We start from the raw sequence: 26799 nt of genomic DNA on the forward strand, positions 1-26799 counted from the left end.
TCGCCGCCCTGACAGATATTCAGGTTACACATCGCCTATTGAATAGGTCTAGCATTTCTGCGGCTAGGCTGGCCTCATGCCGACCAAACGCAGGTACGTCTCGCCCCGGCGGGAGGAAGCCGCTGCCCAGACACGTGTGCAGATCCTCCAGTCGGCGACCCGGCTGTTCGCCGAACGCGGCTACGGGCGGGTGACCGTCGCGGACATCGCGGCCGGGGCGGGCGTCTCCTCGAAGGCCGTCTTCGCGAGTGCCGGGAGCAAGGGCGACATCCTCAACGAGATCGTCGACACGGCCGTGCAGGCCTCCGGTCACGAGCAGGCGATGCGCACCGTGCTCGCCGAGCGGGACCCGGAGTGCGTGCTCCGGGCGCTGGCCCACGGCACCCGGGCGGGGAACGAAGGCATGTTCACCGTCCACGAGGCGATCCACAAGGCGCTGCCGTCGCACGAGGACGGCGAGGCCCTGTGGGAGCGTGCCACCGCCGACTACCGCGCCGCGCTCCGCGCCGCCGCGGGCCATCTGCACAGCCTGGCGCCGCTCGCCAGGTCGGAGGAGGAGACGGCGGACCTCCTGTGGTTCTGGTTCGGTCCGAGCGGCTGGCGCACCCTGGTCGCGGAGAACGGCTGGCCCTGGGACCGTGCCGAAGCCTTCCTCCTCCGCACCGCCCTCGCCACCCTGCGGATCTCGTGAGCCCCTGAGCCCCACCGCCTGCACGGCCTCGGCCGGCGCCTGCCGGTCGATCCGGTGCGGGAGCACCTCGTCGCCGGGGCGGTGCGCCGTCGCGGATGGCTGCCGATGACGGTTCGTGGGACTCCCGGACGGCGGTTCAGCCTGCCGGAAGCCTGGGGAACGCAGGCCGACGCGCTGCCGGGTGCCCGCAGGCCGGTGCGCCCGGCGCCGCGAGGGCCCGACGGGGGCTCAGGGCTCGGTGGACATCGACCTGATGCCGGTGCTGAAGGTGGCGGTGACGGCGCCGATGGAGACGATCAGGGCGAAGACCAGCATCGCCGCCGCGCTGGACAGGCGGTCCAGCAGGATGCCCGCCACGGCGGGGGCCAGGGCCGCGGCGGAGGTGGCGGCCAGGATGATGACGCTGAAGACGCGGCCCTGGAGGTGGTCCGGGGTGATGGCCGCCTGGTACCCGAAGAGGGCCGCGTTGGCGGTGGGACCGAGGAAGACGGCGGCGGCCAGCGGGACCGCGGCCAGCACGCTGGTGGAGAACAGTGCGCCGGCCGCCATCAGCGCGGCGGTGGCCCAGCTGAGGACCAGGATCAGGGTCGGCAGCCGCAGCCGGCGCTGGAGGGAGGGGGCGGCGAGGGCGCCGAGGAGGCCGCCCGCCGCGAAGATCGTGCTCGCCAGGCCGACCAGGTAGGACGAGGTCCCGGAGCGCTGGAGCGAGACGATGATCGCGAAGATCATGCCCGTGAACGCCATGTTGAGCGGGGCGGCGATCAGCAGCAGGGCGCGCAGGAAGGGGTTGGCCAGGACGAACCGCAGGCCCTCGGTGCCGGCCGCCGCGCCGGAGGACTCGGCCGTCTCCTTCCGGGGCTCCTGCATCGGCTCGCGGATCGCCAGCAGGGCGGCCAGCGAGAGCAGGTGGCTCAGCGCGTTGCCGAGGAACGGCAGCGACCGGCCCAGCCCGAACAGCAGGCCGCCCAGCGGCGGGCCGGCCAACTGCGTCCCGTACGAGCGCGCCTCGTTGCGGGCGACCGCGTCGGAGAGCTGGCCGGGACGGACCAGGTTGCGCACCGCCGCGTGCTCGGCGGTGCTGAACACGGCGTTGGCGGCGGCGCCGGCGACCACCAGCACCAGCACCATCGCCATACCGGCGGCGTCGGCGAGCACGGCGGCGCCGAGCGCGCCGTAGGCGGCGGTCCGCAGGACGTCGCAGATCACCATCAGCCGCCGCCGGTCGAAGCGGTCGGCCAGGACGCCGGCCGGCAGCCGGCAGACCATGCCGGCCACCAGGGCGGTGGTGCCGACCAGACCGGCCTCGGTGGGCGACCCGGTCAGCTGGAGCACCAGCAGCGGCAGGGCCAGGTTGGCCATGGCACTGCCGAGGTCCGAGAGGCACTGGCTGGTCCAGAGCAGGTTGAACGCGCGGTTGCGCCAGAGACCGGGTGGCGGCTCGGTTCCGGTGGCGGGGACGGTGCCTTCGGTGGTCGGCCGCACTACTGCCTCGCTTTCGGAGCACGTCGGGTACGGCGAGCGGATGCCTCTGGACGCGGGAGGGCCAGGGCGGACGGGGTGGGCGGCACGCGCGGCGTCACCGGGGCCACCAGGAGCCGAGGGCGGGGCGAAGGTCGTCGAACCACTCGGCGGCCGGGTCGTGGTGGGCGAAGAACTGGCGGCCCACCTGCCGTGCGTCACGGGCCTGGAGCAGTCGCAGTGAGAACACCTCGGTGCCGCCGATGTCCGTGACGGCGTCGATGAGCACCTTGCCGGGGGCGGCCGACATCACCGGCCCGCGGGCGCTGCGGGCCAGGCCGGAGACGCCCCGCACGGAGTCCGTGTAGATCCGCAGGGCCCGGGTCAGCGGGACGCCGAAGTAGTTGCGGGCACCCGTGTCGCGCTCGACGAACATGTAGTAGGGCACCACGCCGAGTTCGACGAGCCGCTGCCACATCGCGGACCAGTCCTCGGCCCGGTCGTTGACGTGCGCGATGACCGGCGCCTGGGCCCGGATCACCGCCCCGGTGGCCCGGATGCGCCGGATCGCCTCCCCGACCTCGGGGTGCTCCAGTTCGCGGACGTGGGAGAAGTGGGCCATCACCGCCACGTGCCGGCCGCCGGACACGATGCGGTCGAACAGCCGGAGCATGTCGTCGGCGTCCTGGTCGGTCGTGAAGCGGGCGGGCCAGTAGGACAGCGCCTTGGTGCCGAAGCGGATCGTCCGTACGTGCTCCAGCTCCGGGGCGAGCAGCGGGTTCACCCACCGCTCCAGCACGGTGGCGCTCATGATCATGGGGTCGCCGCCGGTGAAGAGGACGTCGGTGACCGAAGGGCTGGCGGCCAGGTAGGAGACCAGCCGGGAGACGTCGGACGCGGCCTGCCGGATGTCGGCGTTGCCGACGAACTGGGACCAGCGGAAGCAGTACCCGCAGTAGGAGTGGCAGGTCTGTCCCTGTGAGGGGAAGACCAGGACCGTCTCGGCGTACTTGTGCTGCACCCCCGCCAAGGGGATGCCCTCGTGGAACGGCACGTTCGCGTCCACCTGGGCGCCCGGGTTGGGGTTGAGCAGGGCGTGGGCCGCCCGGGCGGCCTTGCGGATGACGCCCGGGGAGGCGGCGGCCAGGTGGAGCGCCGACAGCGTCTCGAACACGTCCGGCGGCAGCATGTCCCGGTGCGGGAAGGTGAGCCGGAAGATCGGGTCGTCGGGGACGGCGGACCAGTCGACCAGCTCGTCCACGACGTACTGGTTGACCTTGAAGGGTAGGACCGAGGAGACCACCCGCAGTTCGTGCAGGTACTCCGCGGGCATGCCCCGCTCGGCGGCCAGCCGCTCCAGCCGCTCGTGGGAGTAGACCTTCATCACCACCACCTCACGCTCTGTCCTGCTTTCTCGTGGATGCCCGGAGCTCCCTCGGCCGCCGGGTGCCCGGGGCCGCCGCGTCGGCGCGGCGACCCCGGGTGCGGATGGGTCGGGTGCGGACGGGTCAGGGCCGCTCGGCCGCGGCCATCCGCAGCCGCAGGCTCAGCGGACGCATGTCCGTCCACACCTCGTCGATGTGGGCCAGGCAGGCGCTCTTGACGCCCTCGAAGCCGGTGGCCGTCCAGCCGGTGGGCAGCTCACGGCCGGCGGCCCATATGGAGTACTGCTCCTCGTGGTTCACCACGACCTGGTAGACGGTGCCGTCCTCGGTGTCGGACATCTCACGTGGTCCTTTCGGGTATCGGGTATCGGGTCTTGGGAAACTGGACTGGGTGTCTGTCGGTCCCGGGTCCCGGGTGGATCGGCGGCGGGGCGGTCAGAGCCGGACCGGCAGCGACCGGAGGCTGCGGTTGAGCAGCGAGGGCTGCCAGTTGACCTCGTGGCCGGCCAGGGCGAGGTGCGGCGAGGCCGCCAGCAGGTCGGTGAGCGCCGCCCCGGCGACCAGGCGGGCCAGCGGTGCGCCCAGGCAGAAGTGCTCGCCGTGGCCGAACCCGAGGTGCGGATTGGGGGAGCGGCCGATGTCCAGCTCGTCGGGGCGGTCGAACCTGGACGGGTCCCGGTTGGCGGCCGCGGTGACGAGGTAGAGCCGGTCGCCGGCCCGCAGGGTGCGGTCGCCCAGGGCGAAGTCGGCCGCGACCTGGCGGACCGACAGCTTGGAGGGCCCGTCGAAGCGCAGCAGCTCCTCCACGGCGCCGCGCGCCGACTCGGGATCGGCGCGCAGCAGTTCGAGCTGGTCCGGCCGGCGCAGCAGGTTCCACACGCCGACGGCGATCAGGTTGCTGGTGGTCTCGCCGCCCGCGAACGCGATGTGGGTGAGCATGGCGACGAACTCGTCCTCGCCGACCTCCTCGCCCACCAGGCCGCCGGCCAGGGCCGCGCTGATCAGGTCGGACCCCGGCTCCTCGCGGCGCCTGCGGACCAGTCGGCGGAGGTAGCCGAAGAGGTCCAGCAGGGCCCGGTGGGAGTTCTCGGTCTCCTCCGGCGACTGCACCGAGCCGAGGGCGAGGTCGCCCACCAGGATCGCCCAGCGCTGGAAGTCCGCGGTGTCCTCCGGCGGCACGCCCATCCAGGCCGCGGCGACGGTGGCGGGCAGCGGGCGGGCGAAGTCGGCCACCAGGTCGGTGACCGGTCCGCCGGCCGAGGCCCCGGCGGTCAGCCGGGCCACCGCCTCCTGCACCATCGGGCGGTTGCGCCGGACCTGCCCGGGGCCGAAGGCGCCCCGGAAGACGCTGCGCAGCCGGCGGTGCTCGGGCGGGTCGACGAAGACCATCCACCCGGCCATGATCTGGAAGGCGCGGGCGGCCTCCGGGCCGAGCAGGTGCAGGGGCGTCTGGGCCAGTACCGGGGTGATCCGGTCGGCGGACACCGCGGGCTCCGCGAAGCACGCGGCCACCTGGTCGTATCCGGTCACCAGCCAGGCCCGGTTGGCGGGGCTCCAGTGCACGGGCGCGGCCTCGCGCAGCCGGGCGAGGTGGGGGAACGGGTCGGCGACGACCTCGTCGTCCAGCAGGTAGGGGTCCAGGGCCCGGTCGGTCGCGGTCACGGCGTGTGCTCCATCAGGTCGGCGGCGATGGCGGCGACGGCGGCCACGTCCGGATCGGTGACCATGCTCCGGTGGGTGCCGGGCAGGTGGTGGACGGTCAGCGCGCCGGGGAACAGCTCCCGGCAGCGCCGCTCGTACGCGGGGTAGCTCTCGCCGGCGGCGACGGACCTGTGCTCCGGGGCGGCGTCGACGGCCTCGGCGCTGACCACCAGGTGCACCGGGCCCCGGTAGGGCTCGGGGCGGTAGCCGGCCGCGGCGCGCAGCAGGGCCGTCCACATCGCCACCGGCCAGTCGGCGCCCAGGCGGGCCTCCGCCTCGCCGACGCCGGCGGCGAGCAGGGTCGCCACCAGCTCCCGCTCCTGGCTGAGCCTGGCCGGGGTGCCGGGCGAGAGTCCCCGGACCGCCTCGCGCAGGGTGATCGCGCGGTCCAGCAGGTCGAGCGCCTCGGTGACGGCGAACATGCCGTCCTCGTCGGGCACGGCGGGCTCCAACAGCAGCAGCACCTCGACCCGCTCGCCCGCCGCCGTCAGCTGGACGGCCATCTCCTGGGCGATGTTGCCCCCCATCGACCAGCCGAGCAGTGCGTACGGACCCTGCGGCCGGTGGGCCCGTAGCTGCCGGACGTAGTCCTCGGCCAGGGCCTGCATCGTGTCGGCGTCGGTGCCGCCGTCGAGGCCCCGGGCCTGGAGGCCGATCACCGGTCTGCCGGGCGGCAGCGCCTTGGCGAGCGGGAGGTACCAGGCGACGCTGCCGCCGCTCGGGTGCACGCAGTACAGCGGGTTCCCGCTGCCCTCGCGGAGCACGACCAGCACCTCGCCCTCGCGGCGCCGCGCCGGGGCTGCGGCGTCCGCGAGCCCCGCCGCGCCGTCCGGGCCGGCCTGGGCCCGGGCGGTGACGGCGGCGGCCAGCGCGGCCACGGTGGGGTTCTCCAGCAGGTCGGCCACCCCGACCGGGAGGCCGAGGTCGCAGGCCCGGGCGGCGACCCGGACGGTAGCCAGCGAGTTGCCGCCGAGGTCGAAGAAGTCGTCGTGCACCCCGACCCGGTCCAGCCGCAGGACCTCGGCCCAGAGCTTGGCCAGCGTGGTCTCCGCCTCGGTGCGCGGTCCCACGTAGGGGTGCTCCGGCTCGACCAGCCCGTCCGGCGCGGGCAGGGCCGCGCGGTCGAGCTTGCCGTTCGCGGTCACCGGCAGCGAGGCCAGCGGCACCAGCGCCGTCGGCACCAGGTAGGCCGGGAGGCGGTCGCGCAGCCATCGGCGCAGCTCGGCGGTGCTGGGCAGGGCGGACCCGGCCGCCGGGACCAGGTACGCCACCAGGACGGCGTCGCCCGGCCGGTCGGTGCGGGCGAGCGCGGCGGCCGCCGCCACGCCCGGGTGCGAGGAGAGGACGGCCTCGATCTCCCCCGGTTCGATCCGGCGGCCGCGGATCTTCACCTGACCGTCCAGCCGACCGCCGAACTCCAGTTCGCCGTCGGCCCGCAGGCGCCCCCGGTCGCCGGTGCGGTAGAGCCGCCGGCCGTGGCCGGCCGGGTCGGGGAGGAACCGCTCCGCGGTCAGACCGGGCTGGCCGACGTATCCGAGGGCCAGGCAGTCGCCGCCGACGAAGATCTCCCCGGACACCCCGGCCGGGACGGGGCGCAGCGCCTCGTCGAGGACCAGGACGGTCGTCCGGGCCAGCGGCCGGCCGATCGGGACGGCGACCGCGTCGGGGGCGACGGAGCGCACTTCGTGCCGGGTGACGATGAAGGTGCACTCCACCGGGCCGTACCCGTTGATCAGGCGCAGGGTGCTCAGGCGGGTGCGCAGCTCGCGCAGATGGGCCGGGGAGGCGGCCTCGCCGCCGGTGATCAGCTGGCGCAGGCCGGACAGCGCGTCCGGGTCCTGTTCGACGACCAGGTTGAGCATCGTGGTCGTGAGGAAGGCGGTGGTGACGCCGTGCTGCCGCAGCGAGGCGGCGATGCCGGCCGGGGTGAGCGGTTCGGCCGGGTGGAGCGCGCAGGTGCCGCCGGTCAGCAGCGGTCCGAGGATCTCGAAGACGGCGGCGTCCCAGCTGAAGCTGCTCAGGTGCAGGACCGTCTCGTCCTCGTCCAGGCGCAGGAAGTCCTGGGCGACCAGGGAGTCGACGACCGCGCGGTGCGGCAGCGCGATGCCCTTGGGGCGGCCGGTGGAGCCGGAGGTGTAGAGCACGCAGGCCGCGCCGTCGGCGTCGGGCAGGGTGAGGACGTCGTCCGCGGGGCCGTCGCCCGCCGGGTGGTCCGCCTCGGGGACGTCCTCGGTGAGGTGCAGGACGGTGCCCACCCGCGCGGGCACGACCTCGCGCCACGCGGGCTGGACGAGCACCACGTCCGCGCCGGTCTCCGCGACCATCCGGTCGAGGCGCAGGGCCGGGTCGCGGGGGTCCAGCGGCAGGTACGCGGCGCCGGACCTGAGGATCCCGAGGATGCCGGCCACCAGCTCTGCGGAGCGTTCCGCGCACAACCCGACGACCCCGCCGGGTCCGGCGCCGTGCCGGCGCAGCCGCCGGGCGATCCGGTCGGCCCGCGCCCGCAGCCCGGCGTACGTGATCGCGCGGCCGTCGGCCGTGGCCAGCGCCACCCGGTCGGGGTGCGCGGCCGCCCGCTCCTCGAACACCGCCACCACGCTGCGGTCGTCCCGTGCCGCGGCGGCGTCCCGCACCGACCGGAGGTCCGGCGCCTCGACGGGCAGGCCGGGGGCCGCCTCGGGGTCGGCGACCATCGCGGCGAGCAGCGCGCAGTACGTGTCGGCGAGCCGTTCCACCTCGCTCCGGGACATCCGGCCGGCGTCGGCCTCGAAGGAGACGCCCGTCGGGCCGGTGGTGACCATCAGCCCGAAGTTGGTTCGGGCGATCTCCTCGATGTCCTCCTTGTGCTCGCTGCCCAGGCCGTGGAAGTGCACGTAGTTGAAGGCGGTGTCGACCAGCACCTCCCCGGCCCACCGGCCGCTCTGCAGCTCGGCCAGCGGGAAGCGGCGGTGGGGGATCACCTCCCGCTCGGCGGCGAAGACGTCCCGCAGCAGGCCGAGCCAGCTGGTCGCGGCGGAGTGCGCGCCGAAGGGCACCACGTTGAGGAAGACCCCGCGCATGCCGTCCGCCCCGGCCCGTTCGGGGCGGCCGTTGGTGGCCATCCCGGTCGAGTAGGCGTCGCCGTCGGCGAGCCGGCGCATCAGGTGGTGGTAGGCGGTGAACAGCACCGTCCGCCGGGGCACCCCGGCCCGGGCGGCGAGCGCGTCGATGCCGGCCCGCAGGTGTCCGTAGGAGCGCAGCGCCTCGCAGGTGGACTTGTCCGCGAGGTCGCCGCCGGCGGCGCGCGGAAGGCGCACCGGTGGGAAGGCCTCCACCATGGCGTCCCAGAACGCCCGGGCGGCCGGGTCGGCGACCGCGGCGCGCTCCAGTGCCACGTACTCGGCGAAGGCGGGCACCGGCGGCCCGTCCAGCGGGTCGGGGTCCGTTCCCGGTGCGCCGGGGGCGAGGTCGCCGCCGGTCGCAGGGGCTCCGCCCGTCGCGGGGGCGCCGCCGGTGGCGAGGTCGCCTCCGGTACGGGCCCGACGGTGCCGCTCGACCAGCTCGGCGATCAGCGACGTGAGGCTCCAGCCGTCCAGGACGGCATGGCAGTCGGTGATGGTGAGCCGGTACTCGGCCTCGTTGAGCACGTGTACGTGGAGCCGGATCAGCGGCGGTACCGCCAGCTCGAACCAGCGCCCGGCCTCGGCGCGCAGGTACGCGCGGACCCGCTCCGCCCCGGCGTCCTCGCCCAGGTCCCGCAGGTCGTCCACCCCCACGGGCAACTCGGCCGAGGGGTGGACCAGTTGCAGCGGCTCGTCGTAGCCGCTCCAGTCGAAGCCGGTCCGCAGGATCTCGTACCGGCGCACCACCGCCCGGGCGGCCTCGCGCATCGCCCCGGCGTCGAACCCGGCGGGCTCCTGGATCCGGAAGCTGGTCACGTTGTGGTAGGCGCCCTTGCCGGCGTCGGCGAGCAGCTCGTAGAGCATGCCCTGCTGCATCCGGGTCAGCGGATACGCGTCCACCAGCCCGGCGGGCAGCCGCTCACGGTCAGCCGCCGACACCAGGGCGAATGGCTCCACCGGTCCGGCCCCCGCCGGAACGTCCCGCCCGGCGGCGGCCGCCGCGAGTGCCCGCCCGGCGGCGTCGTCCACGGCGCCGGCCAGCTCGCCCAGCCCCTGGTGGGCGAAGACGTCGCGCAGCGCCACCGTCAGCCCGCGCTGCTCCGCCAGGCCCACCACGCGCAGTGCCAGGATCGAGTCCCCGCCGAGGTCGAAGAAGCGGTCGGTGACGCCGACCCGGTCGACACCGAGCGCCGCGCACCACACCCCGGCGAGCGCCCGCTCGGTCGGGGTGGCCGGCGGGACGTGCGCCCGGACGCTGTCCAGGCCGGCACCGTCGGCCGCCGGCAGCGCCCTCCGGTCGACCTTGCCGTTGGCGGTCAGCGGCATCGCCGCGAGCACCGTGAACGAGGCCGGCACCATCGGTTCGGGCAGCCGGTCGAGCAGCCGGCGCCGCAGTTCGTCGCGGTCCAGCGCCCCGCCCGGGACCAGGTAGGCGTGCAACCGGTGCTCGCCGCTGCGCGTCCCCCGGGCCACCACGGCGGCCTGCTCGACGGCCGGGTGGCCCAGCAGCGCGGCCTCCACCTCGCCGAGCTCGATCCGGTGGCCGCGGATCTTCACCTGGTCGTCGGCGCGGCCCCGGTACTCCAGGGTCCCGTCGGGCAGCCGGCGGGCACGGTCGCCCGTGCGGTAGAGCCGGGCCCCCGGCCGGGTGCCGAACGGGTCGGGGACGAAGCGCTCCGCGGTCAGCCCGGGCCGGCCGAGGTAGCCGCGGGCCGGACCGGCGCCGCCCACGTACAGCTCGCCGACCACACCGGGCGGGACCGGCCGCAGGTGCCGGTCCAGGACGTGGACGCTCAGGTCGCCCAGGGCCCGGCCGATGGGGGAGAGCGCCGCGCCCGAGAGGTCCGCCGAGGTGACGGTGTGGTGGGTGACGTGCACCGTGGTCTCGGTGATGCCGTACATGTTGACCAGCCGGACCCCGGCGCCCGGGCCGTCCAGCCAGCCGTCCAGCTCGGGCAGGTCCAGCTTCTCCCCGCCGAGCACCACGGTCCGCACGCCCAGCGCGGCCGGCGGCCGCCCGGCGAGGGCGGCACGCAGGTTGCGGAAGGCGCCGGGGGTCTGACTGAGCACCGAGACCCGCTCGGCCTCGACCAGGGCGGCGAACCGGTTCGGGTCGCGCGCGGTGTCCCGGTCGACCAGCACCACGCTGCCGCCCCGGGCCAGCGCGCCCCACAGCTCCCAGACCGAGAAGTCGAAGGCGTACGAGTGGAACAGGCTCCAGACCCCGCCCGGGGCCAGCTCCAGCGCCTCCTCGCAGGCGTCCAGCAGCCGGACCACCTGCCGGTGCGGGACGCAGACGCCCTTGGGGCGGCCGGTGGAGCCGGAGGTGTGGATGACGTACGCCAGCGCGTCCGCGTCGCCCAGCGGCTCCGGGTCCCGGTCCGGTTCGGCGTCCAGCGCCGGGTCGTCCAGCCGCAGCTGCGCGCCGACCGCGGCCGGGACCCGGTCGCCGAGGCCGGGAGAGACCACCGCCAGGGTGACGCCCGCGTCCGCCGCCACGTACGCCAGGCGCTCGCGCGGGTGCTCCGGGTCCAGCGGCAGGTACGCGCCGCCGGCCTTGAGGATGCCCAGGATCCCGACCGCCAGGTCGGCGTTGCGCTCCACGCAGAGCCCGACCACCGTCTCGGGGCCCACCCCGGCGGCGCGCAGCCGGTGGGCGAGCCGGTTGGCCCGCCGGTTCAGCGCCGCGTAGCCGAGCCGTTCGCCCCCGGCGACCACCGCGGGGCCGTCCGGCTGCGCCGCCGCGTGCCGCTCGAAGCGCCGGTGGAGCAGGTCGCCGCCGTCGTACGAACGTTCCGGGGCCGCCCAGGCGGCCAGCCGGCGCCGCTCCTCCTCCGGCAGCAGATCCAGCGCCGACAGCGGGGTGTCCGGGTGCGCGAGCGCCTGCTCCAGCAGGTGCGTGTACTGCTCGGCCCAGCGCCGTACGGTCTCCCTGCTCCACAGGTCCGCCCGGTGGAAGAAGGCGGCGACCACCCCCTCGGGCCGGCGGGCGGCCTGGAGCACCAGGTCGAACTTGACGGCGTCCAGGTCCAGGTCGTAGCGGGTGCCGGTCAGCCCGGCGAGCCGGACCGGGCGGTCGTCGGCGTCCTCGTCCAGGCTGAACATGGCCTGGAACAGCGGGGTCCGGTGCAGTTCGCGGTCGGGGGCGAGCTCGTCGACGATCCGCTCGAACGGGACGTCCTGGTCCTCGTACGCGTCGAGGGCGTCCGCGCGGACCCGGTCCAGCACCTCGCCGAAGGACGGGTCCCCGGACAGGTCGGCCCGCAGGACCGAGGTGTTGACGAAGAATCCGATCAGCTGCTCCACCTCGGGGCGGCTGCGTCCGGCGACCGGGGTGCCGACGGCGAAGTCGTCCTGGCCGCTCCAGCGGGACAGCAGGACCTCGAACCCGGCCAGCAGGGTCATGAACAGCGTCGCCCCGTGCCGGCGGCCGAGCCCTTCCAGGCCGGCCACCAGCTCCGGCGCCAGTGTGAACGCGCGGACCGCGCCCGCGGTGGAGCGCCCGGCCGGGCGGGAACGGTCGGTGGGCAGCTCCAGCGGCGGCAGCCCCGCAAGCCGTCCGCGCCAGCGGTCCGGCCGGTCGGCCTGCCGGTCCGTGGCCGCGGTACGGCGTTGCCAGGCGGCGAAGTCGGCGTACCGGACGGGTGGCTGGGGCAGTGTGCCGCCGGCGTAGCAGACCTCCAGCTCGCGCACCAGGACGCCCATCGACCAACCGTCGGCGGCGATGTGGTGCAGCGCCACCAGCACCACGTGCTCCTCCTCGGCGAGCCGCCAGAGGGTGACCCGCAGGACCGGGCCGGACGCCAGGTCGAAGGGCTCGTCGGCGGCCTCCCGGACGGCCCGGGCGAGCTCCCCGGCCGGGACCTCCCCGCGCCAGTCGACGCCGGGCCAGCCGGGGTCCACGTGCTGGCGGACGGCGCCGTCGGCCACGGTGAACCGGGTGCGCAGCGGCTCGTGCCGGGCCACCACCCGGTCGAAGGCGGCGGCCAGCCGCGCGCGGTCCAGGGGGCCGGTCAGCCGCCAGGCCACGGGGATGGTGTACGCCGGGCCCGGTCCCTCCAGCCGGTCCAGGAAGACCAGGCGCTCCTGACCGAACGAGACCGGGAGGTCCGCGGTGCCGGCGACCGGGGTCATCGCGTCCGCGTCCGGGCCGGGGCCCGCCAGTCCCGCCAGCCGTCGGCGGAGCAGCTCCCGCTGAACGGGGGAGAGGTCGTTCATCCGTTCTCCTCCAGCTTCCGGGCGAGCCCGGCGATGGTCCGGGCCTCGAAGAAGGCGCGGAGCGTGACCGTGGCGTCGAGTCGTGACCGCAGCCGGGAGATCACCCGCATGGCGGTCAGGGAGTGGCCGCCGAGGTCGAAGAAGTCGTCCTCGACCCCGATGTCCGGCCGGCGGAGCAGTTCGGCCCACACCTCGGCGAGGGCCTTCTCGGTGTCGGTGCGCGGGGCGACGTGCGCGGCACCGCCGGCGGCCACCGGCTCCGGCAGCGCGGCCCGGTCCACCTTGCCGTTGCCGAGCAGCGGCATGGCGTCCAGGACCACCAGCGCGGCGGGCACCATCGCGTACGGCAGGACGGCCTCCAGGTGGGCCCGCAGCGCGGAGACCGTCACCGGGGAGCCCGGCGCCTGCTGGGCGTAGCCGATGAGCCGCCAGCCGTTCGGGCCGTCGGGGCGGGCGACGACGGCCGCCGCGCCCACGCCGGGGTGCGCGGCCAGGGCCGCCTCCACCTCGGCCGGCTCGATCCGCACGCCCCGGACCTTCACCTGGCGGTCCAGGCGTCCGGCGAACTCCAGGGAGCCGTCGGCCAGCCAGCGGCCGCGGTCGCCGGTGCGGTACATCCGGGCACCGGGCGCGCCGAAGGGGTCGGGGACGAAGGCGGCCGCGGTCGGGCCGGGCCGGCCGTGATAGCCCCGGGTGGGGCCGGAGCCGCCGATGTACAGCTCGCCGAACACGCCGGTCGGCACCGGACGCAGCGCGCCGTCCAGCACCTGCACGCCGGTGCCCGGCATCGGCCGGCCGATGGACACGGTCCGGACCGGCACCGCGGGGTCGAGGTCCTCCACGGTGGTGGTCAGGGTGCACTCGGTCGGGCCGTAGTGGTTGACCACCCGGCGCAGCCCCGGCAGCGCGCGGTGCAGCCGGGCCAGCAGCTCCGGGGTGCAGGGCTCGCCGCTGAGCACCAGCAGGCGCAGCGCCGGCAGGTTCGCGGGGGTGAGGTCGCCGCCGTCGATCAGCTGGTGCAGCAGCGACGGCACCATGCTCAGCACGGCCGTCGGGACGGGCCGGCCCTCCCCGGAGAGGTCGTCCGCCAGCCCGGACAGGTCGGACTGGCCGGCCACCAGTACGGTCGCGCCGACGGTGAGCGGGCCGATGCAGTCGCGCAGGAAGGCGTCGAAGGAGGGCGAGGCCCGCTGCAGGACCACGTCCTCGGAGCTCAGCCGGTAGTGGGTGAGCACGGTGTCGAGGTAGGCGGTGACGGTGTCGAAGGAGGCCAGCACGCCCTTCGGCGTCCCGGAGGATCCCGAGGTGTAGACGACGTACGCGAGCCCGTCGGGCGCCGGGACGGTGTCGGGGGCGGTGTCCGGACGGCGCTCCAGCGCGGGGTCGGCCAGGGTGGCTCCGTCGACCACCAGCCGGATCCCGGCGTCCTCGGAGATCCTGGCCGTCCGGGCCTCGGGCAGGTCGGGGTCGAGCGCGACGAACGCGCCGCCCGCCTTCCAGACCCCGAGGACGGCGACGACCGTGTCGGCACCCCGGTGCAGCCGCAGCCCGACCCGGGTCTCCGGCCCGACGCCGAGGGCGATCAGGTGGTGGGCGAGCCGGTTGGCCCGCCGGTCCAGCTCGGCGTAGCCGATCCGGACGTCCCCGCTGACCACGGCCGTCGCGTCCGGGGTCGACCGGGCGTGGTCGGCGATCCGCTCCAGCAGCGGGCGGGCCGGTGCGGTCCGTGGCAGGGCGCCCGCCCGGGGCGGCGTCGGCAGCAGGTCGCCGATGCGGGTGGAGGGGGCGACGGCGGCCTCGCGCAGGATCGCGGTGTACGCCTGCGCCATCCGGCCGACCGTGGCCGCGTCGAGGATGTCGGTGGTGAAGTCGAGGGTGCCGGTCAGTCCGTCGGGTCCGTGCACGAGCTCCAGGGTGAGGTCCAGCTTGGCCGCCCCCCGGTCGACGGGCACGGCCGTGCCGGTGGCGGGGCCGAGCCGCAGTGCGTCCAGGTTCCAGTCGTTGAAGCTGAACATGGCCTGGAACAGCGGGGAGCGGTTGAGCTCCCGTTCCGGGTGGAGCTCCTCCACCAGGCGTCCGAACGGGACGTCCTGGTGCTCGTAGGCGCCGAGGGCGTCCTCGCGGACCCGGCCGAGCAACTCGGCGAAGGACGGGTCGCCGGCCAGGTCGGCCCGCAGGACGAGGGTGTTGAGGAAGAATCCCACCACGTCCCGGACCTCTGGCCGGCCGCGGCCGGCGACCGGGGTGCCGACGCCGAAGTCCCGTTGCCCGCTCCAGCGACCGAGCAGCACCTGATAGGCGGCCAGCAGGGTCATGAACAGGGTCGCGCCGTGCTCCCGTCCGAGCTCCTCCAGCCGGGCCGTCAGCTCGGGGCCGACGGTGAACCCGACCGAGCCGCCGGCGCCGGTGCGGACGGCCGGGCGGGGCCGGTCGGTGGGCAGCTCCAGGGCCGGCAGCCCGGCCAGCCGCTCCCGCCGGTGGGCGAGCTCCCGGGCCGGCCCCTCGCCGCCGAGCCGCTCGCGCTGCCAGCGCGCGAAGTCGGCGTAGCGCACCGCGGGGCGGGGCGGCTCCGCCCCGTCGTGGCAGGCCTGGAGGTCGCGGACCAGCAGCCCGGCGGACCAGCCGTCGGAGACGGTGTGGTGCATCGCCAGCAGCAGCACGTGTTCGTCGGCGCGGACGCGCCAGAGCACGGCCCGGAACAGCGGCCCGCCGACGACGTCGAAGGGCACCCGGGCCTCGTCCCGCAACGCCCGCTCTGCCTCGGCACCCGACCGGGCCGCCCGCAGGTCCAGCCCGGCCCAGCCGGGGCGGATGTTCTGCGACACCACGCCGTCGGCCAATGAGAACCGGGTGCGCAGCACCTCGTGCCGGTCCACCAGGGTGTCGAGGGCGGCGGCCAGCCGGCCGGGGTCCAGCGGCCCGGTCAGCCGCCAGGCCACCGGGACGGTGTAGGCGGCGCCGGCGCCCTCCAGGCGGTCCAGGAACACCAGGCGCTCCTGCCCGAAGGAGGCCGGCAGCCCGGCGTCGCCGGTGCCCCGGAGGATCGGGGCGTCCTCGGCGGGAGCGGTGCCGGCGAGCAGCCGGGCCAGCCCGGCGATGGTGCGGGCGGTGAAGAGGTCCCGGAAGGTCAGCTGCCGGCCGGTCCGTTCGGCCACCGCGCCGACCACCTTGACGGCGAGCAGCGAGTGCCCGCCGAGGGCGAAGAAGTCGTCGTCCGCGCCCGGGTCGTCGACGCCCAGCACCTCCGACCAGACCGCGGCGAGCTGCTGCTCCGGTCCGGGGGCCGGGCGGCGGCCGCGTACGGCCGGGGTGCGGGCCGGCGCCGGGAGGGCGGCCCGGTCCACCTTGCCGTTGCGGGTGAGGGGCAGTTCGTCGAGCACCACCACGGCGGAGGGCACCAGGTACGCCGGCAGGTGCTCGCCGAGGAACCCGGGCAGCCCGTCCAGCCCGGCGCGGTCGCCGACCACGTAGGCGACCAGGGCGAGGGCGCCGCTGCGGTCGGGACGGGCGACCACCACGGTGTCCCGGACCGCCGGGTGACGGCGCACCGCGCCCTCGACCTCGCCCGGCTCGACCCGGAAGCCGCGGATCTTGACCTGCCCGTCGGCCCGGCCGACGAACTCCAGCCGGCCCCTGGCGTCCCAGCGCACCAGGTCGCCGGTGCGGTAGACCCGGCCGCCGGGCGGCCCGAAGGGGTCGGGCAGGAACCGCTCGGCGGTGCGGCCCGGCGCCGCCGCGTACCCGCGGGCCAGTCCGGCGCCGCCGAGCAGCAGTTCCCCGACCACCCCGACGGGCACCGGCCGCAGCCGTTCGTCGACCACGTACGCGGTGGTGTTGTCCACCGGGCGGCCGATCGGCACCCCGCCGGCGCCGCGGTCGTGGCCGTCCACCCGGTGCCAGGTGGCGAAGGTGGTCGACTCGGCCGGACCGTACATGTGCAGCAGCCGGTCCGGGCCCGCCCCGCCGAGCAGGGCGCTCACCGCCGACGGGTCGGCGGCCTCGCCGCCGAAGAGCACCGTCCGCAGGGCCGCGAGCGCCCGCGGCCGCTCCCGGACGACCTGGTTGAACAGCGCGGTGGTGAGGAACAGGGTCGTGACCCCGTGCCGGTCCAGGTGCCCGGCCAGGGCGTCCGGCGACAGCACCACGTCGGGCGGGGTGATCACCAGGGCCGCCCCGGCGACCAGGGTGGCCCAGACCTCGAAGGTCGCCGCGTCGAACACCGGGCTGGCCGCGAAGGCCACCCGGTCGTCCGGGCCGAGGGCGAGGTGGCTGCCCGCGCGGACGGTGCGCACCAGCGCCCGGTGGCTGACGGCGACGCCCTTGGGCCGTCCGGTGGAGCCGGAGGTGTAGACGAGGAAGGCGAGGTTCTCCGGGTCGACCGCCTCCTCGGGTGCGGTGCCGGGCCGCCGACCGATCCCGCCCGCGTCGCGGGCGAGGTCGACCACCCGGCAGCCCAGGGCGTCGAGTTCGGGCCGCCGGCCGGAGGTGACGAGCAACCGTGCCCCGCTCTCCCCGGTCAGGTGGCGGCTGCGCTCCACCGGCTGGTCGGCGTCCAGCGGTAGGTAGGCGGCTCCGGCCTTGAGCACCGCGAGCTGCGCCGCCACCAGCTCCGCGCCTCGGGGCAGGCTGACCGCCACCACGGTCTCCGGGCCGGCGCCGAGGGCGATCAGGTGGTGGGCGAGCCGGTTGGCCCGCCGGTCCAGCTCGGCGTACGTCCAGACGGCGGCACCGTCCACCACGGCCGGGCGGTCGCCGTGGGCGGCGGCCCGGGCGGCGACCAGCCGGTGCAGGGCGAGCGGTTCGATCGGGGGAGTGGGGGCGGTGCCCGCCGCCACCAGCCGGGCCGCCTCCTCGGGGCCGAGCAGGTCCCAGTCGCCGAGCCGCCCGCCGGGGTCCGCGGCGAGCGCCAGCAGCAGCCGGTGGTAGCCGGCGGCGATCCGCTCCACCGTGGCGGGGTCGAACAGGTCCGTCGCGTACTCGATCAGACCGGTGCAGGTGCCGTCGGCGGCCCGGTCGACGAAGAGGGTGAGGTCGAACTTGGCGGTCCGCCAGCCGAGCGGGATCTCCGCGGCGGCGAGACCGGGCAGCCGCAGCTCCGCGGTGGCGTCGCGGAGCGCGAACATGGTCTGGAACACCGGGTTGCGGCTGAGGTCGCGGTCCGGCCGCAGCTCCTCCACCACGCGCTCGAACGGCACGTCCTGGTGGTCGTACGCGCCGAGGACGGCGTCCCGAACCCGGCGGAGCAGGTCGGGGAGGGTGGGATCGCCGTCGAGATCGGCCCGCACGGCAAGGGTGTTGGCGAAGAAGCCGACGACGTTCTCCACCTCGGCGTAGGAGCGGCCGGCGGCCGCCGTGCCGACGGCGAAGTCGCGCTGCCCGCTCCACCGGCCCAGCAGCACCTGGAACGCCGCCAGCAGCAGGGTGTGCAGGGTGGTGGAGCCGTCCCGGGCGTACCGGTCCAGGGCGCGCAGCGCCTGCTGCGGCAGGTCGAAGCGGTGGGTGGCCCCGTCGGTGCCCAGGACGGCCGGCCGGGGCCGGTCGGTGGGCAGCTCCAGGACCGGGACGCCGGCCAGCGCGCCGTGCCACCACTCCAGCAGGGCGGCCTGCCGCTCCGGCGTCAGGTCGGCGCGCTGGCGGCGGGCGAAGTCCGCGTAGCGCACCGGCGGCAGCGGCGGTGTGCCACCGGCGTACAGCTCGCCCAGCTCGCGCGCGACGACGCCCAGCGACCAGCCGTCGGCGACCAGGTGGTGCAGCACCAGCAGCAGGACGTCGTGCCCGGGGAGCCGGAGCAGCAGTGCCCGCCAGGCCGGCCCCGCGGCGAGGTCGAACGGCCGGCGCAGCTCGGCGGCGATCTCCTCCGCCCACCCCTCGGCGTCGGCCAGGCGCAGGTCCACGACGGGCTCGGGGGCGGTGACGGGCGGGTGGTCGCCGCCGGGGAAACGGGTGCGCAGGGCGTCGTGCCGGGCCGCCAGCCGCTCCAGCGCGCCGCGCAGGACGGCTGCGTCGAGCCGGCCGTCCACCCGCCAGGCGATCGGGATGACGTAGTTCGCGCCGTCGGCGTGCAGCCGGTGCAGGAACAGCAGCCGCTCCTGGCCGAACGAGGCGACCACCGGCTGGTCGTCGTCGCCCCGGGTGAGTGCGGGCCGTGCGGGGCCGGTGCCCGCCCGGTCGAGCACGGCCGCGAGTCCGGCGACGGTCGGCCCCTCGAAGAGGTCGCGCAGCGAGACGTCGGCGCCCAGCTCCTCGCGCAGCCGGGCGATCAGCCGCACCGCGAGCAGCGACTGGCCGCCGAGGGCGAAGAAGTCGTCGTCGGCCCCGATCCGTTCGAGGCTGAAGACCGAGGCCCAGACCGCCGCCAGCCGCTCCTGGAGCCCGCTCTCCGGCGCCCGGTACGCGGTGGCCAGCTCGGGCCGGTCCGGGACGGGCAGGGCCTTGCGGTCGAGCTTGCCACTGGGCGTCAGCGGCAGCGCGTCCAGCAGGACGAAGGCGGACGGGACCATGTAGCCGGGCAGCCGGGCCGCCAGCCGCTCGCGCAGGTCGGCGAGGTCGAGGCCGTCGCCGACGGCGTACGCGACGATCCGCCGCTCGGTGGCCGACCCGGCGGCCACCACCACGGCCGCGCGTACGCCCGGCTGGTCGTTCAGGACGGCCTGGATCTCGCCCAGTTCGACCCGGTTGCCGCCCAGCTTGAGCTGGTCGTCGGTCCGGCCCAGGTACTCGACCACGCCGGGCCGGTGCCAGCGCGCCAGGTCCCCGCTGCGGTACATCCGTCCGCCGGGCTCCCCGTACGGGTCGGGCAGGAAACGCTCCGCGGTGAGGCCCGGCTGCCCGAGGTAGCCCCGGGCGAGCTGGACGCCGGCCAGGAACAACTCGCCGGTGCCGTCGTCCGGGACGGGGCGCAGCTGCGGGTCGAGGACGTGCAGCCGGGTGTTCGCGACGGCCGCGCCGATCGGCACGGTCGGGCCCGGCCACTCGGGCCGGCACTGCCAGGCGCTGACCTCGATGGACGCCTCGGTGGGCCCGTACAGGTTGTGCAGCTCGACGTGGGGCAGCAGCCGCAGCACCCGGTTCTGGAGGTCGGTGGGCAACTCCTCGCCGCTGGTCAGGACGCGGCGCAGGCTGTGGCACTCCCCGGCCCCGCGCTCGCCGGCGAACAGGCCGAGCATGGTGGGGATGAAGTGGACGGTGGTGACGGCGCGGCGCCGGATCAGCTCGACCAGGTAGCCGCCGTCGCGGTGCCCGCCCGGCCGGGCGACGACCAGCCGGGCGCCGACGGTGAGCGGCCAGAACAGCTCCCACACCGACACGTCGAAGGCGTACGGGGTCTTCTGGAGGACCCGTTCGTCGGGAGTCATCCCGTACTCGTGCTGGCCCCAGCGCAGCCGGTTGCACACGCCGCGGTGCTCGACCACCACGCCCTTGGGCCGCCCGGTGGAGCCGGAGGTGTACATCACGTAGGCGGCGTTCCGCTCGTCGACGACCACGCCGCACGGGCCGTCGGCCGCGTCGGAGGCCTCCGGCCGCTCGGCGGCGTCGGCCAGGACGACCTCGGGCAGCTCCGGCCGGCCGAGGTCCAGCTCCATGCCGGGACCGCGGACCAGGGCGACCGGGCCGGCCCGGCCGACCATCGAGGCGAGCCGGTCGACCGGCAGCTCCAGGTCCAACGGCAGGTACGCCGCGCCGCTCTTGAGGATGCCGAGCAGGGCCACGACCAGCTCCGGGGAGCGCTGCGCCCCGACGGCGACCACCTTCTCCGGCCCCGCGCCGAGGGCGCGCAGCCGGTGGGCGAGCCGGTTGGCCAGGCGGTCCAGCTCCCGGTAGGACAGTTCCTCGCCCTCGAACTCCAGGGCGACCGCGTCGGGACTGCGCCGGGCCTGTGCCTCGACCAGTCCGTGCACCGTGCTCATGGCTGCTGCCCCTTCAGTGCCTCGGCGAGGTCCTCGCCGCTCATCCCCGCTATCTCCCGGGTCAGTTGCTCCTCCACGGCGACGGCGAGCCGCGCCACCGTCGGTCCGTCGAAGAGCGCGCGCACGCCGATGTCGGTGCCGAACGCGCTGCGCATCCGGATGGCGACCCTGGTGGCGAGGAGGGAGTGGCCGCCGAGGTCGAAGAAGTTGTCGTGGATGCCGATCCGGTCGAGTTGCAGTACTTCCTGCCAGACCTCGGCGATGGTTTGTTCGGTGGGGTTGCGTGGGGGTGTGTGGTCGTCGGACGGTTCGGGCCGGTGGTGGTCGGGGTCGGGCAGGCGTGTGCGGTCGGTCTTGCCGCCGGCGGTGCGGGGGAGTTCGTCGAGGGTGATGAGGGTGCTGGGGAGCATGTAGTCGGGCAGTCGTCGGGCGAGCCATTCGCGGATGTTCTGGGTGGTGGTGTCGGGGGTGGTGGTGAGGTAGGCGATGAGGCGGTCGTGGTGGGTGGTGACGGCGGCGTCGTGGATGTGGGGGTGTTCGCGGAGGCGGGTTTCGATTTCGCCGGTTTCGATGCGGTAGCCGCGGATCTTGATCTGGTGGTCGGTGCGGCCGTGGTAGGTGAGGTGGCCGTCGGTGGTCCAGCGGGTGAGGTCGCCGGTGCGGTAGAGGCGGGCGCCGGGTTGGTCGGTGTGGGGGTCGGGGCGGAAGTGGTCGGCGGTGAGGGCGGGTTGGCCGAGGTAGCCGCGGGCGAGTTGGGTGCCGCCGATGTGGAGTTCGGCGATGGCGCCGAGGGGGGCGGGGGTGAGGTGGTGGTCGAGGAGGTGGAGGTGGCGGTCGCCGAGGGGGCGGCCGATGGGGATGCCGTCGGGGTGGTGGGTGCTGTCGGGTGTGATCTCGAAGAGGGTGGTGGTGATCGTCGCCTCGGTCGGCCCGTAGGTGTTCACCACCGTCATGTCCGGGAACCGTTTGGTCCACCAGGCGAGATCGGCCGGCCGGGCGGTGTCGCCGCCGAGGACCAACAGCCGCAGCCGTGCGGGATCCCGGTGGGCGTGCGGGGAGTCCGGCGCTGTCAGCTCGGCGATCAGCTCCGTCAGGTACCCGGGAACCACCTCCAGCACCGTGACGCCGTGGTGGTCGAGGTCGGTGAGGAGGCGGGTGGGGGTGATGAGGCCGTGGTCGGGGAGGACGAGGGTGGCGCCGCAGGTGAGGGCGGGGAAGATCTGTTCTGCTGAGGCGTCGAAGGCGAGGGCGGCGAACTGGAGGACGCGGTCGGTGGGGCCGAGGGCGAAGCGGCGGCGTATGCGGGTGGTGTGGGCGGTGAGGGCGGCGCGGGGGATGCCGACGCCTTTGGGTCGTCCGGTGGAGCCGGAGGTGTAGATGATGTAGGCGAGTTGTTGGTCGTGGTGGTGGGGTGGGGGGTTGTCGTCGCGGTCGGTGGTGGGGAGGGGGCCGTCGAGGATGAGGTGGGCTCCGGCGTCGGTGCGGATGTGGTCGACGCGTTCGGTGGGCCAGGCGGGGTCGATGGGGATGTAGGCGCCGCCGGTTTTGAGGATGGCGAGGACGGCGGTGAGCATGTCGGTTCCGCGGGGGAGGCGGACGGCGACGGGTGTTTCGGTGGTGACGCCGTGGTCGTGGAGCCACCAGGCGAGGCGGTTGGCGCGGGTGTTGAGTTCGGCGTAGGTGAGGGTGGTGTCGCCGGTGCGGACGGCGACGGCGTTCGGGGTGCGGTGGGTCTGGTCCTCGAACTGGGTGATGGTGTCCTTTGCGGGGGTGGGGAGTTCGCCGGTGCCGAGTTGTCGTAGTGTTCGGGTCTCGTCGGCGGGCAGGTGCAGTCCGCTGAGGTGGGTGTCGGGGTCGGTGGCGACGGTGGTGAGCAGGGTGCGGCAGCCCTGGATCAGCCGGTCGATCGTCGCCGCGTCGAAGAGGTCGGTGCGGTAGACGAAGGTCATCGCCACCCCGTCGGCGCGCGGCTGGGCGAACAGGGACACCGCGAAGAGGGCCCGGGGCCGGTCGGTGCCGAAGTCGGTGAACCGCAGCGCCCCGGGGGACCGGGCGGCGTCCGGGCCGGCCGCCGGGTCCTCCGGCAGGTTCTGCATGGCGAACCAGGCGTCGATCAGGGAGTCCGTGTCCGGTCGCTCGGGCCGCAGCTCGCGGACGATCCGCTCGTAGGGCACGTCCTGGTGGTCGAGGGCGTCGAGGGTGTGGTCACGGACGCGGGTGAGGAGGTCGGTGAAGGTCGGGTCGCCGGTGAGGTCGGCGCGCATGACCAGGGTGTTGACGAAGAGGCCGATGAGGTGTTCGACCTCGGGGCGGCCGCGTCCGGCGACGGGGACGCCGATGCCGAAGTCGCGTTGTCCGCTCCATCGGCCGAGCAGGATCTGGAACGCGGTGAGCAGGGTCATGTAGAGGGTCGCGCCGTGGGCCCGGCCGAGGCGTTCCAGTCGGGCGACCAGCTCGGGTTCGAGGGTGAACTCGCGGGTGGCGCCGGCCCAGGAGGGCTCGGCGGGTCGGGGCCGGTCGGTGGGCAGTTCCAGGGCCGGCAGTGCCGCCAGCCGCTCGCGCCAGTAGCCCAGGCCCCGTTCCAGGGTCGCGCCGGTCAGCTCCCGGCGCTGCCAGTGCGCGAAGTCCGCGTACTGGACGGCGAGCTCCGGCAGCCCCCGGCCGTCGTACAGCGCGCCGAGCTCGCGGACCAGCACGCCCAGCGACCAGCCGTCCGAGACGATGTGGTGCAGAGCCAGGACGAGCAGATGGTCCTCGGGGCCGAGCCGCCAGGCCGTCACCCGGACCAGTGGGCCGGCCGCCAGGTCGAAGGGGCGGTGCAGCTCCTCGCCGGCCTGCCGGACCGCCTCGCCGTACGGGTCGTCGAGTCCGGCCAGATCGTGCCAGACGGCGGCGACGTCCGGTGCGGCGGCCACCCGCTGCACGGGCTCCGTGTCGACCAGCGGGAAGGTGGTGCGCAGCGACTCGTGGCGGGCGGCGAGCTGGCCCAGCGCCCGGTCCAGGCGTGCCCGGTCGAGTTCGCCCTCGACGCGCCAGGCCAGGGCCGCCGTGTAGTCGGGGGCTTCGGGGGTGAGCCGGTGGAGGAACCACAGGCCCTCCTGCGCGAAGGAGAGCGGGAAGTCGCCGCTGCGGACCATGCGGCCGATCTGCGGCGCGGGGCGCGACGGCGCGGTCGGCAGGGCGGCGGCGAACTCGGCGATCGTCGGCCGCTCGAAGAACAGGCGGACGTCGACGGGCCGCTCCAGTGCCTTCGTCAGGCGGGCCACGGCCAGGGTGGCGAGGAGGGAGTGGCCGCCGAGGTCGAAGAAGTTGTCGTGGATGCCGATTCGGTCGAGTTGCAGTACTTCCTGCCAGACCTCGGCGATGGTTTGTTCGGTGGGGTTGCGTGGGGGTGTGTGGTCGTCGGACGGTTCGGGCCGGTGGTGGTCGGGGTCGGGCAGGCGTGTGCGGTCGGTCTTGCCGCCGGCGGTGCGGGGGAGTTCGTCGAGGGTGATGAGGGTGCTGGGGAGCATGTAGTCGGGCAGTCGTCGGGCGAGCCATTCGCGGATGTTCTGGGTGGTGGTGTCGGGGGTGGTGGTGAGGTAGGCGATGAGGCGGTCGTGGTGGGTGGTGACGGCGGCGTCGTGGATGTGGGGGTGTTCGCGGAGGCGGGTTTCGATTTCGCCGGTTTCGATGCGGTAGCCGCGGATCTTGATCTGGTGGTCGGTGCGGCCGTGGTAGGTGAGGTGGCCGTCGGTGGTCCAGCGGGTGAGGTCGCCGGTGCGGTAGAGGCGGGCGCCGGGTTGGTCGGTGTGGGGGTCGGGGCGGAAGTGGTCGGCGGTGAGGGCGGGTTGGCCGAGGTAGCCGCGGGCGAGTTGGGTGCCGCCGATGTGGAGTTCGGCGATGGCGCCGAGGGGGGCGGGGGTGAGGTGGTGGTCGAGGAGGTGGAGGTGGCGGTCGCCGAGGGGGCGGCCGATGGGGATGCCGTCGGGGTGGTGGGTGCTGTCGGGTGTGATCTCGAAGAGGGTGGTGGTGATCGTCGCCTCGGTCGGCCCGTAGGTGTTCACCACCGTCATGTCCGGGAACCGTTTGGTCCACCAGGCGAGATCGGCCGGCCGGGCGGTGTCGCCGCCGAGGACCAACAGCCGCAGCCGTGCGGGATCCCGGTGGGCGTGCGGGGAGTCCGGCGCTGTCAGCTCGGCGATCAGCTCCGTCAGGTACCCGGGAACCACCTCCAGCACCGTGACGCCGTGGTGGTCGAGGTCGGTGAGGAGGCGGGTGGGGGTGATGAGGCCGTGGTCGGGGAGGACGAGGGTGGCGCCGCAGGTGAGGGCGGGGAAGATCTGTTCTGCTGAGGCGTCGAAGGCGAGGGCGGCGAACTGGAGGACGCGGTCGGTGGGGCCGAGGGCGAAGCGGCGGCGTATGCGGGTGGTGTGGGCGGTGAGGGCGGCGCGGGGGATGCCGACGCCTTTGGGTCGTCCGGTGGAGCCGGAGGTGTAGATGATGTAGGCGAGTTGTTGGTCGTGGTGGTGGGGTGGGGGGTTGTCGTCGCGGTCGGTGGTGGGGAGGGGGCCGTCGAGGATGAGGTGGGCTCCGGCGTCGGTGCGGATGTGGTCGACGCGTTCGGTGGGCCAGGCGGGGTCGATGGGGATGTAGGCGCCGCCGGTTTTGAGGATGGCGAGGACGGCGGTGAGCATGTCGGTTCCGCGGGGGAGGCGGACGGCGACGGGTGTTTCGGTGGTGACGCCGTGGTCGTGGAGCCACCAGGCGAGGCGGTTGGCGCGGGTGTTGAGTTCGGCGTAGGTGAGGGTGGTGTCGCCGGTGCGGACGGCGACGGCGTTCGGGGTGCGGTGGGTCTGGTCCTCGAACTGGGTGATGGTGTCCTTTGCGGGGGTGGGGAGTTCGCCGGTGCCGAGTTGTCGTAGTGTTCGGGTCTCGTCGGCGGGCAGGTGCAGTCCGCTGAGGTGGGTGTCGGGGTCGGTGGCGACGGTGGTGAGCAGGGTGCGGCAGCCCTGGATCAGCCGGTCGATCGTCGCCGCGTCGAAGAGGTCGGTGCGGTAGACGAAGGTCATCGCCACCCCGTCGGCGCGCGGCTGGGCGAACAGGGACACCGCGAAGAGGGCCCGGGGCCGGTCGGTGCCGAAGTCGGTGAACCGCAGCGCCCCGGGGGACCGGGCGGCGTCCGGGCCGGCCGCCGGGTCCTCCGGCAGGTTCTGCATGGCGAACCAGGCGTCGATCAGGGAGTCCGTGTCCGGTCGCTCGGGCCGCAGCTCGCGGACGATCCGCTCGTAGGGCACGTCCTGGTGGTCGAGGGCGTCGAGGGTGTGGTCGCGGACGCGGGTGAGGAGGTCGGTGAAGGTCGGGTCGCCGGTGAGGTCGGCGCGCATGACCAGGGTGTTGACGAAGAGGCCGATGAGGTGTTCGACCTCGGGGCGGCCGCGTCCGGCGACGGGGACGCCGATGCCGAAGTCGCGTTGTCCGCTCCATCGGCCGAGCAGGATCTGGAACGCGGTGAGCAGGGTCATGTAGAGGGTCGCGCCGTGGGCCCGGCCGAGGCGTTCCAGTCGGGCGACCAGCTCGGGTTCGAGGGTGAACTCGCGGGTGGCGCCGGCCCAGGAGGGCTCGGCGGGTCGGGGCCGGTCGGTGGGCAGTTCCAGGGCCGGCAGTGCCGCCAGCCGCTCGCGCCAGTAGCCCAGGCCCCGTTCCAGGGTCGCGCCGGTCAGCTCCCGGCGCTGCCAGTGCGCGAAGTCCGCGTACTGGACGGGGAGCGCGGGGAGCGCGTCACCCGCGTACAGCGCGGCCAGCTCGCGCAGCAGCACGCCCAGCGACCAGCCGTCCGAGACGATGTGGTGGACGGCGACCAGCAGGACGTGCTCGGTCGGACCCAGGCGCCAGACGACGACCCGGATCAGCGGCCCCGAGGCGAGGTCGAACGGCCGGTCCGCCACGGTCTCGGCCTGCCGCGCCACCTCGGCGTCGTCGGCGGCATCGCGCCACTCGATCCGCACGTCCGACCGGTCGGCGACCACGGCGCGTGGCACGCCGTCGCGTTCGACGAAGCGCGTGCGCAGCGACGCGTGCCGTTCCACCAGCCCGGCCAGTGCCCGCTCCAGCACCGGTCCCTCCAGCGGACCGTGGACGTACCACATCGGTGACGCGGTGTACTCGGCGCCTCGACCGCCCCCCAGCCGGTCGAGGAACCACATGCGGTGCTGCGCGAACGACGGTTCGTACTCGCCCTCGGCCCGTCCTTCCGGCCGGAGGTCCTGCGTTCCTGACTGCACGGTGGATGCCCCCCTCACGCCGATGCCCGATCTCTCGGCTGTCGTCTACGCATGCGTCGGTGATATCCCGGAGCG

8 protein-coding genes are annotated in these 26799 nt (G+C 74.9%); 1 reads left to right on the forward strand and 7 read right to left on the reverse strand.

The features are described from left to right. Positions 1 to 76: 76 nt before the first annotated feature. Positions 77 to 691, forward strand: coding sequence for a TetR/AcrR family transcriptional regulator (locus tag ACF9IK_RS34080; RefSeq protein ID WP_395297926.1), 615 nt, complete (start codon positions 77 to 79; stop codon positions 689 to 691). A 228-nt stretch (positions 692 to 919) separates the two neighbouring features. Here the strand turns inward: ACF9IK_RS34080 and ACF9IK_RS34085 are convergent, their stop codons facing one another. The 7 genes from ACF9IK_RS34085 to ACF9IK_RS34115 form a co-directional block, all read right to left on the reverse strand. Next, the gene (locus tag ACF9IK_RS34085; protein ID WP_395297927.1) at positions 920 to 2173 is read right to left on the reverse strand and encodes an MFS transporter; all 1254 of its coding nucleotides are present in this window, start codon (positions 2171 to 2173) and stop codon (positions 920 to 922) included. Positions 2174 to 2267: 94 nt separating this feature from the next. Then, the gene (locus ACF9IK_RS34090; RefSeq protein WP_395297928.1) at positions 2268 to 3533 is read right to left on the reverse strand and encodes a KamA family radical SAM protein; all 1266 of its coding nucleotides are present in this window, start codon (positions 3531 to 3533) and stop codon (positions 2268 to 2270) included. Between the two features lie 124 nt (positions 3534 to 3657). After that, complete coding sequence (locus tag ACF9IK_RS34095; protein ID WP_395297929.1) at positions 3658 to 3873, reverse strand: MbtH family protein; 216 nt, start codon at positions 3871 to 3873, stop codon at positions 3658 to 3660. Between the two features lie 96 nt (positions 3874 to 3969). Continuing rightward, positions 3970 to 5196, reverse strand: coding sequence for a cytochrome P450 (locus ACF9IK_RS34100; RefSeq protein WP_395297930.1), 1227 nt, complete (start codon positions 5194 to 5196; stop codon positions 3970 to 3972). Next, positions 5193 to 12554 (reverse strand): amino acid adenylation domain-containing protein, encoded by a 7362-nt coding sequence (locus ACF9IK_RS34105; RefSeq protein ID WP_395297931.1) that lies wholly within the window; start codon positions 12552 to 12554, stop codon positions 5193 to 5195. The genes ACF9IK_RS34100 and ACF9IK_RS34105 overlap by 4 nt, the downstream gene beginning before the upstream one ends. Further along, a complete protein-coding gene (locus ACF9IK_RS34110) occupies positions 12551 to 20461 on the reverse strand; it encodes an amino acid adenylation domain-containing protein (protein WP_395297932.1) in 7911 nt (2636 codons plus the stop codon). Before ACF9IK_RS34110 ends, ACF9IK_RS34105 begins: the two co-directional genes overlap by 4 nt. Then, entirely contained in the window at positions 20458 to 26724 is a 6267-nt protein-coding gene (locus tag ACF9IK_RS34115) for an amino acid adenylation domain-containing protein (RefSeq protein WP_395297933.1), read from the reverse strand. The genes ACF9IK_RS34110 and ACF9IK_RS34115 overlap by 4 nt, the downstream gene beginning before the upstream one ends. Positions 26725 to 26799: the final 75 nt, after the last annotated feature.

The organism is Kitasatospora hibisci, assembly GCF_043950205.1.
Taxonomy (GTDB): Bacteria; Actinomycetota; Actinomycetes; order Streptomycetales; family Streptomycetaceae; genus Kitasatospora; species Kitasatospora hibisci.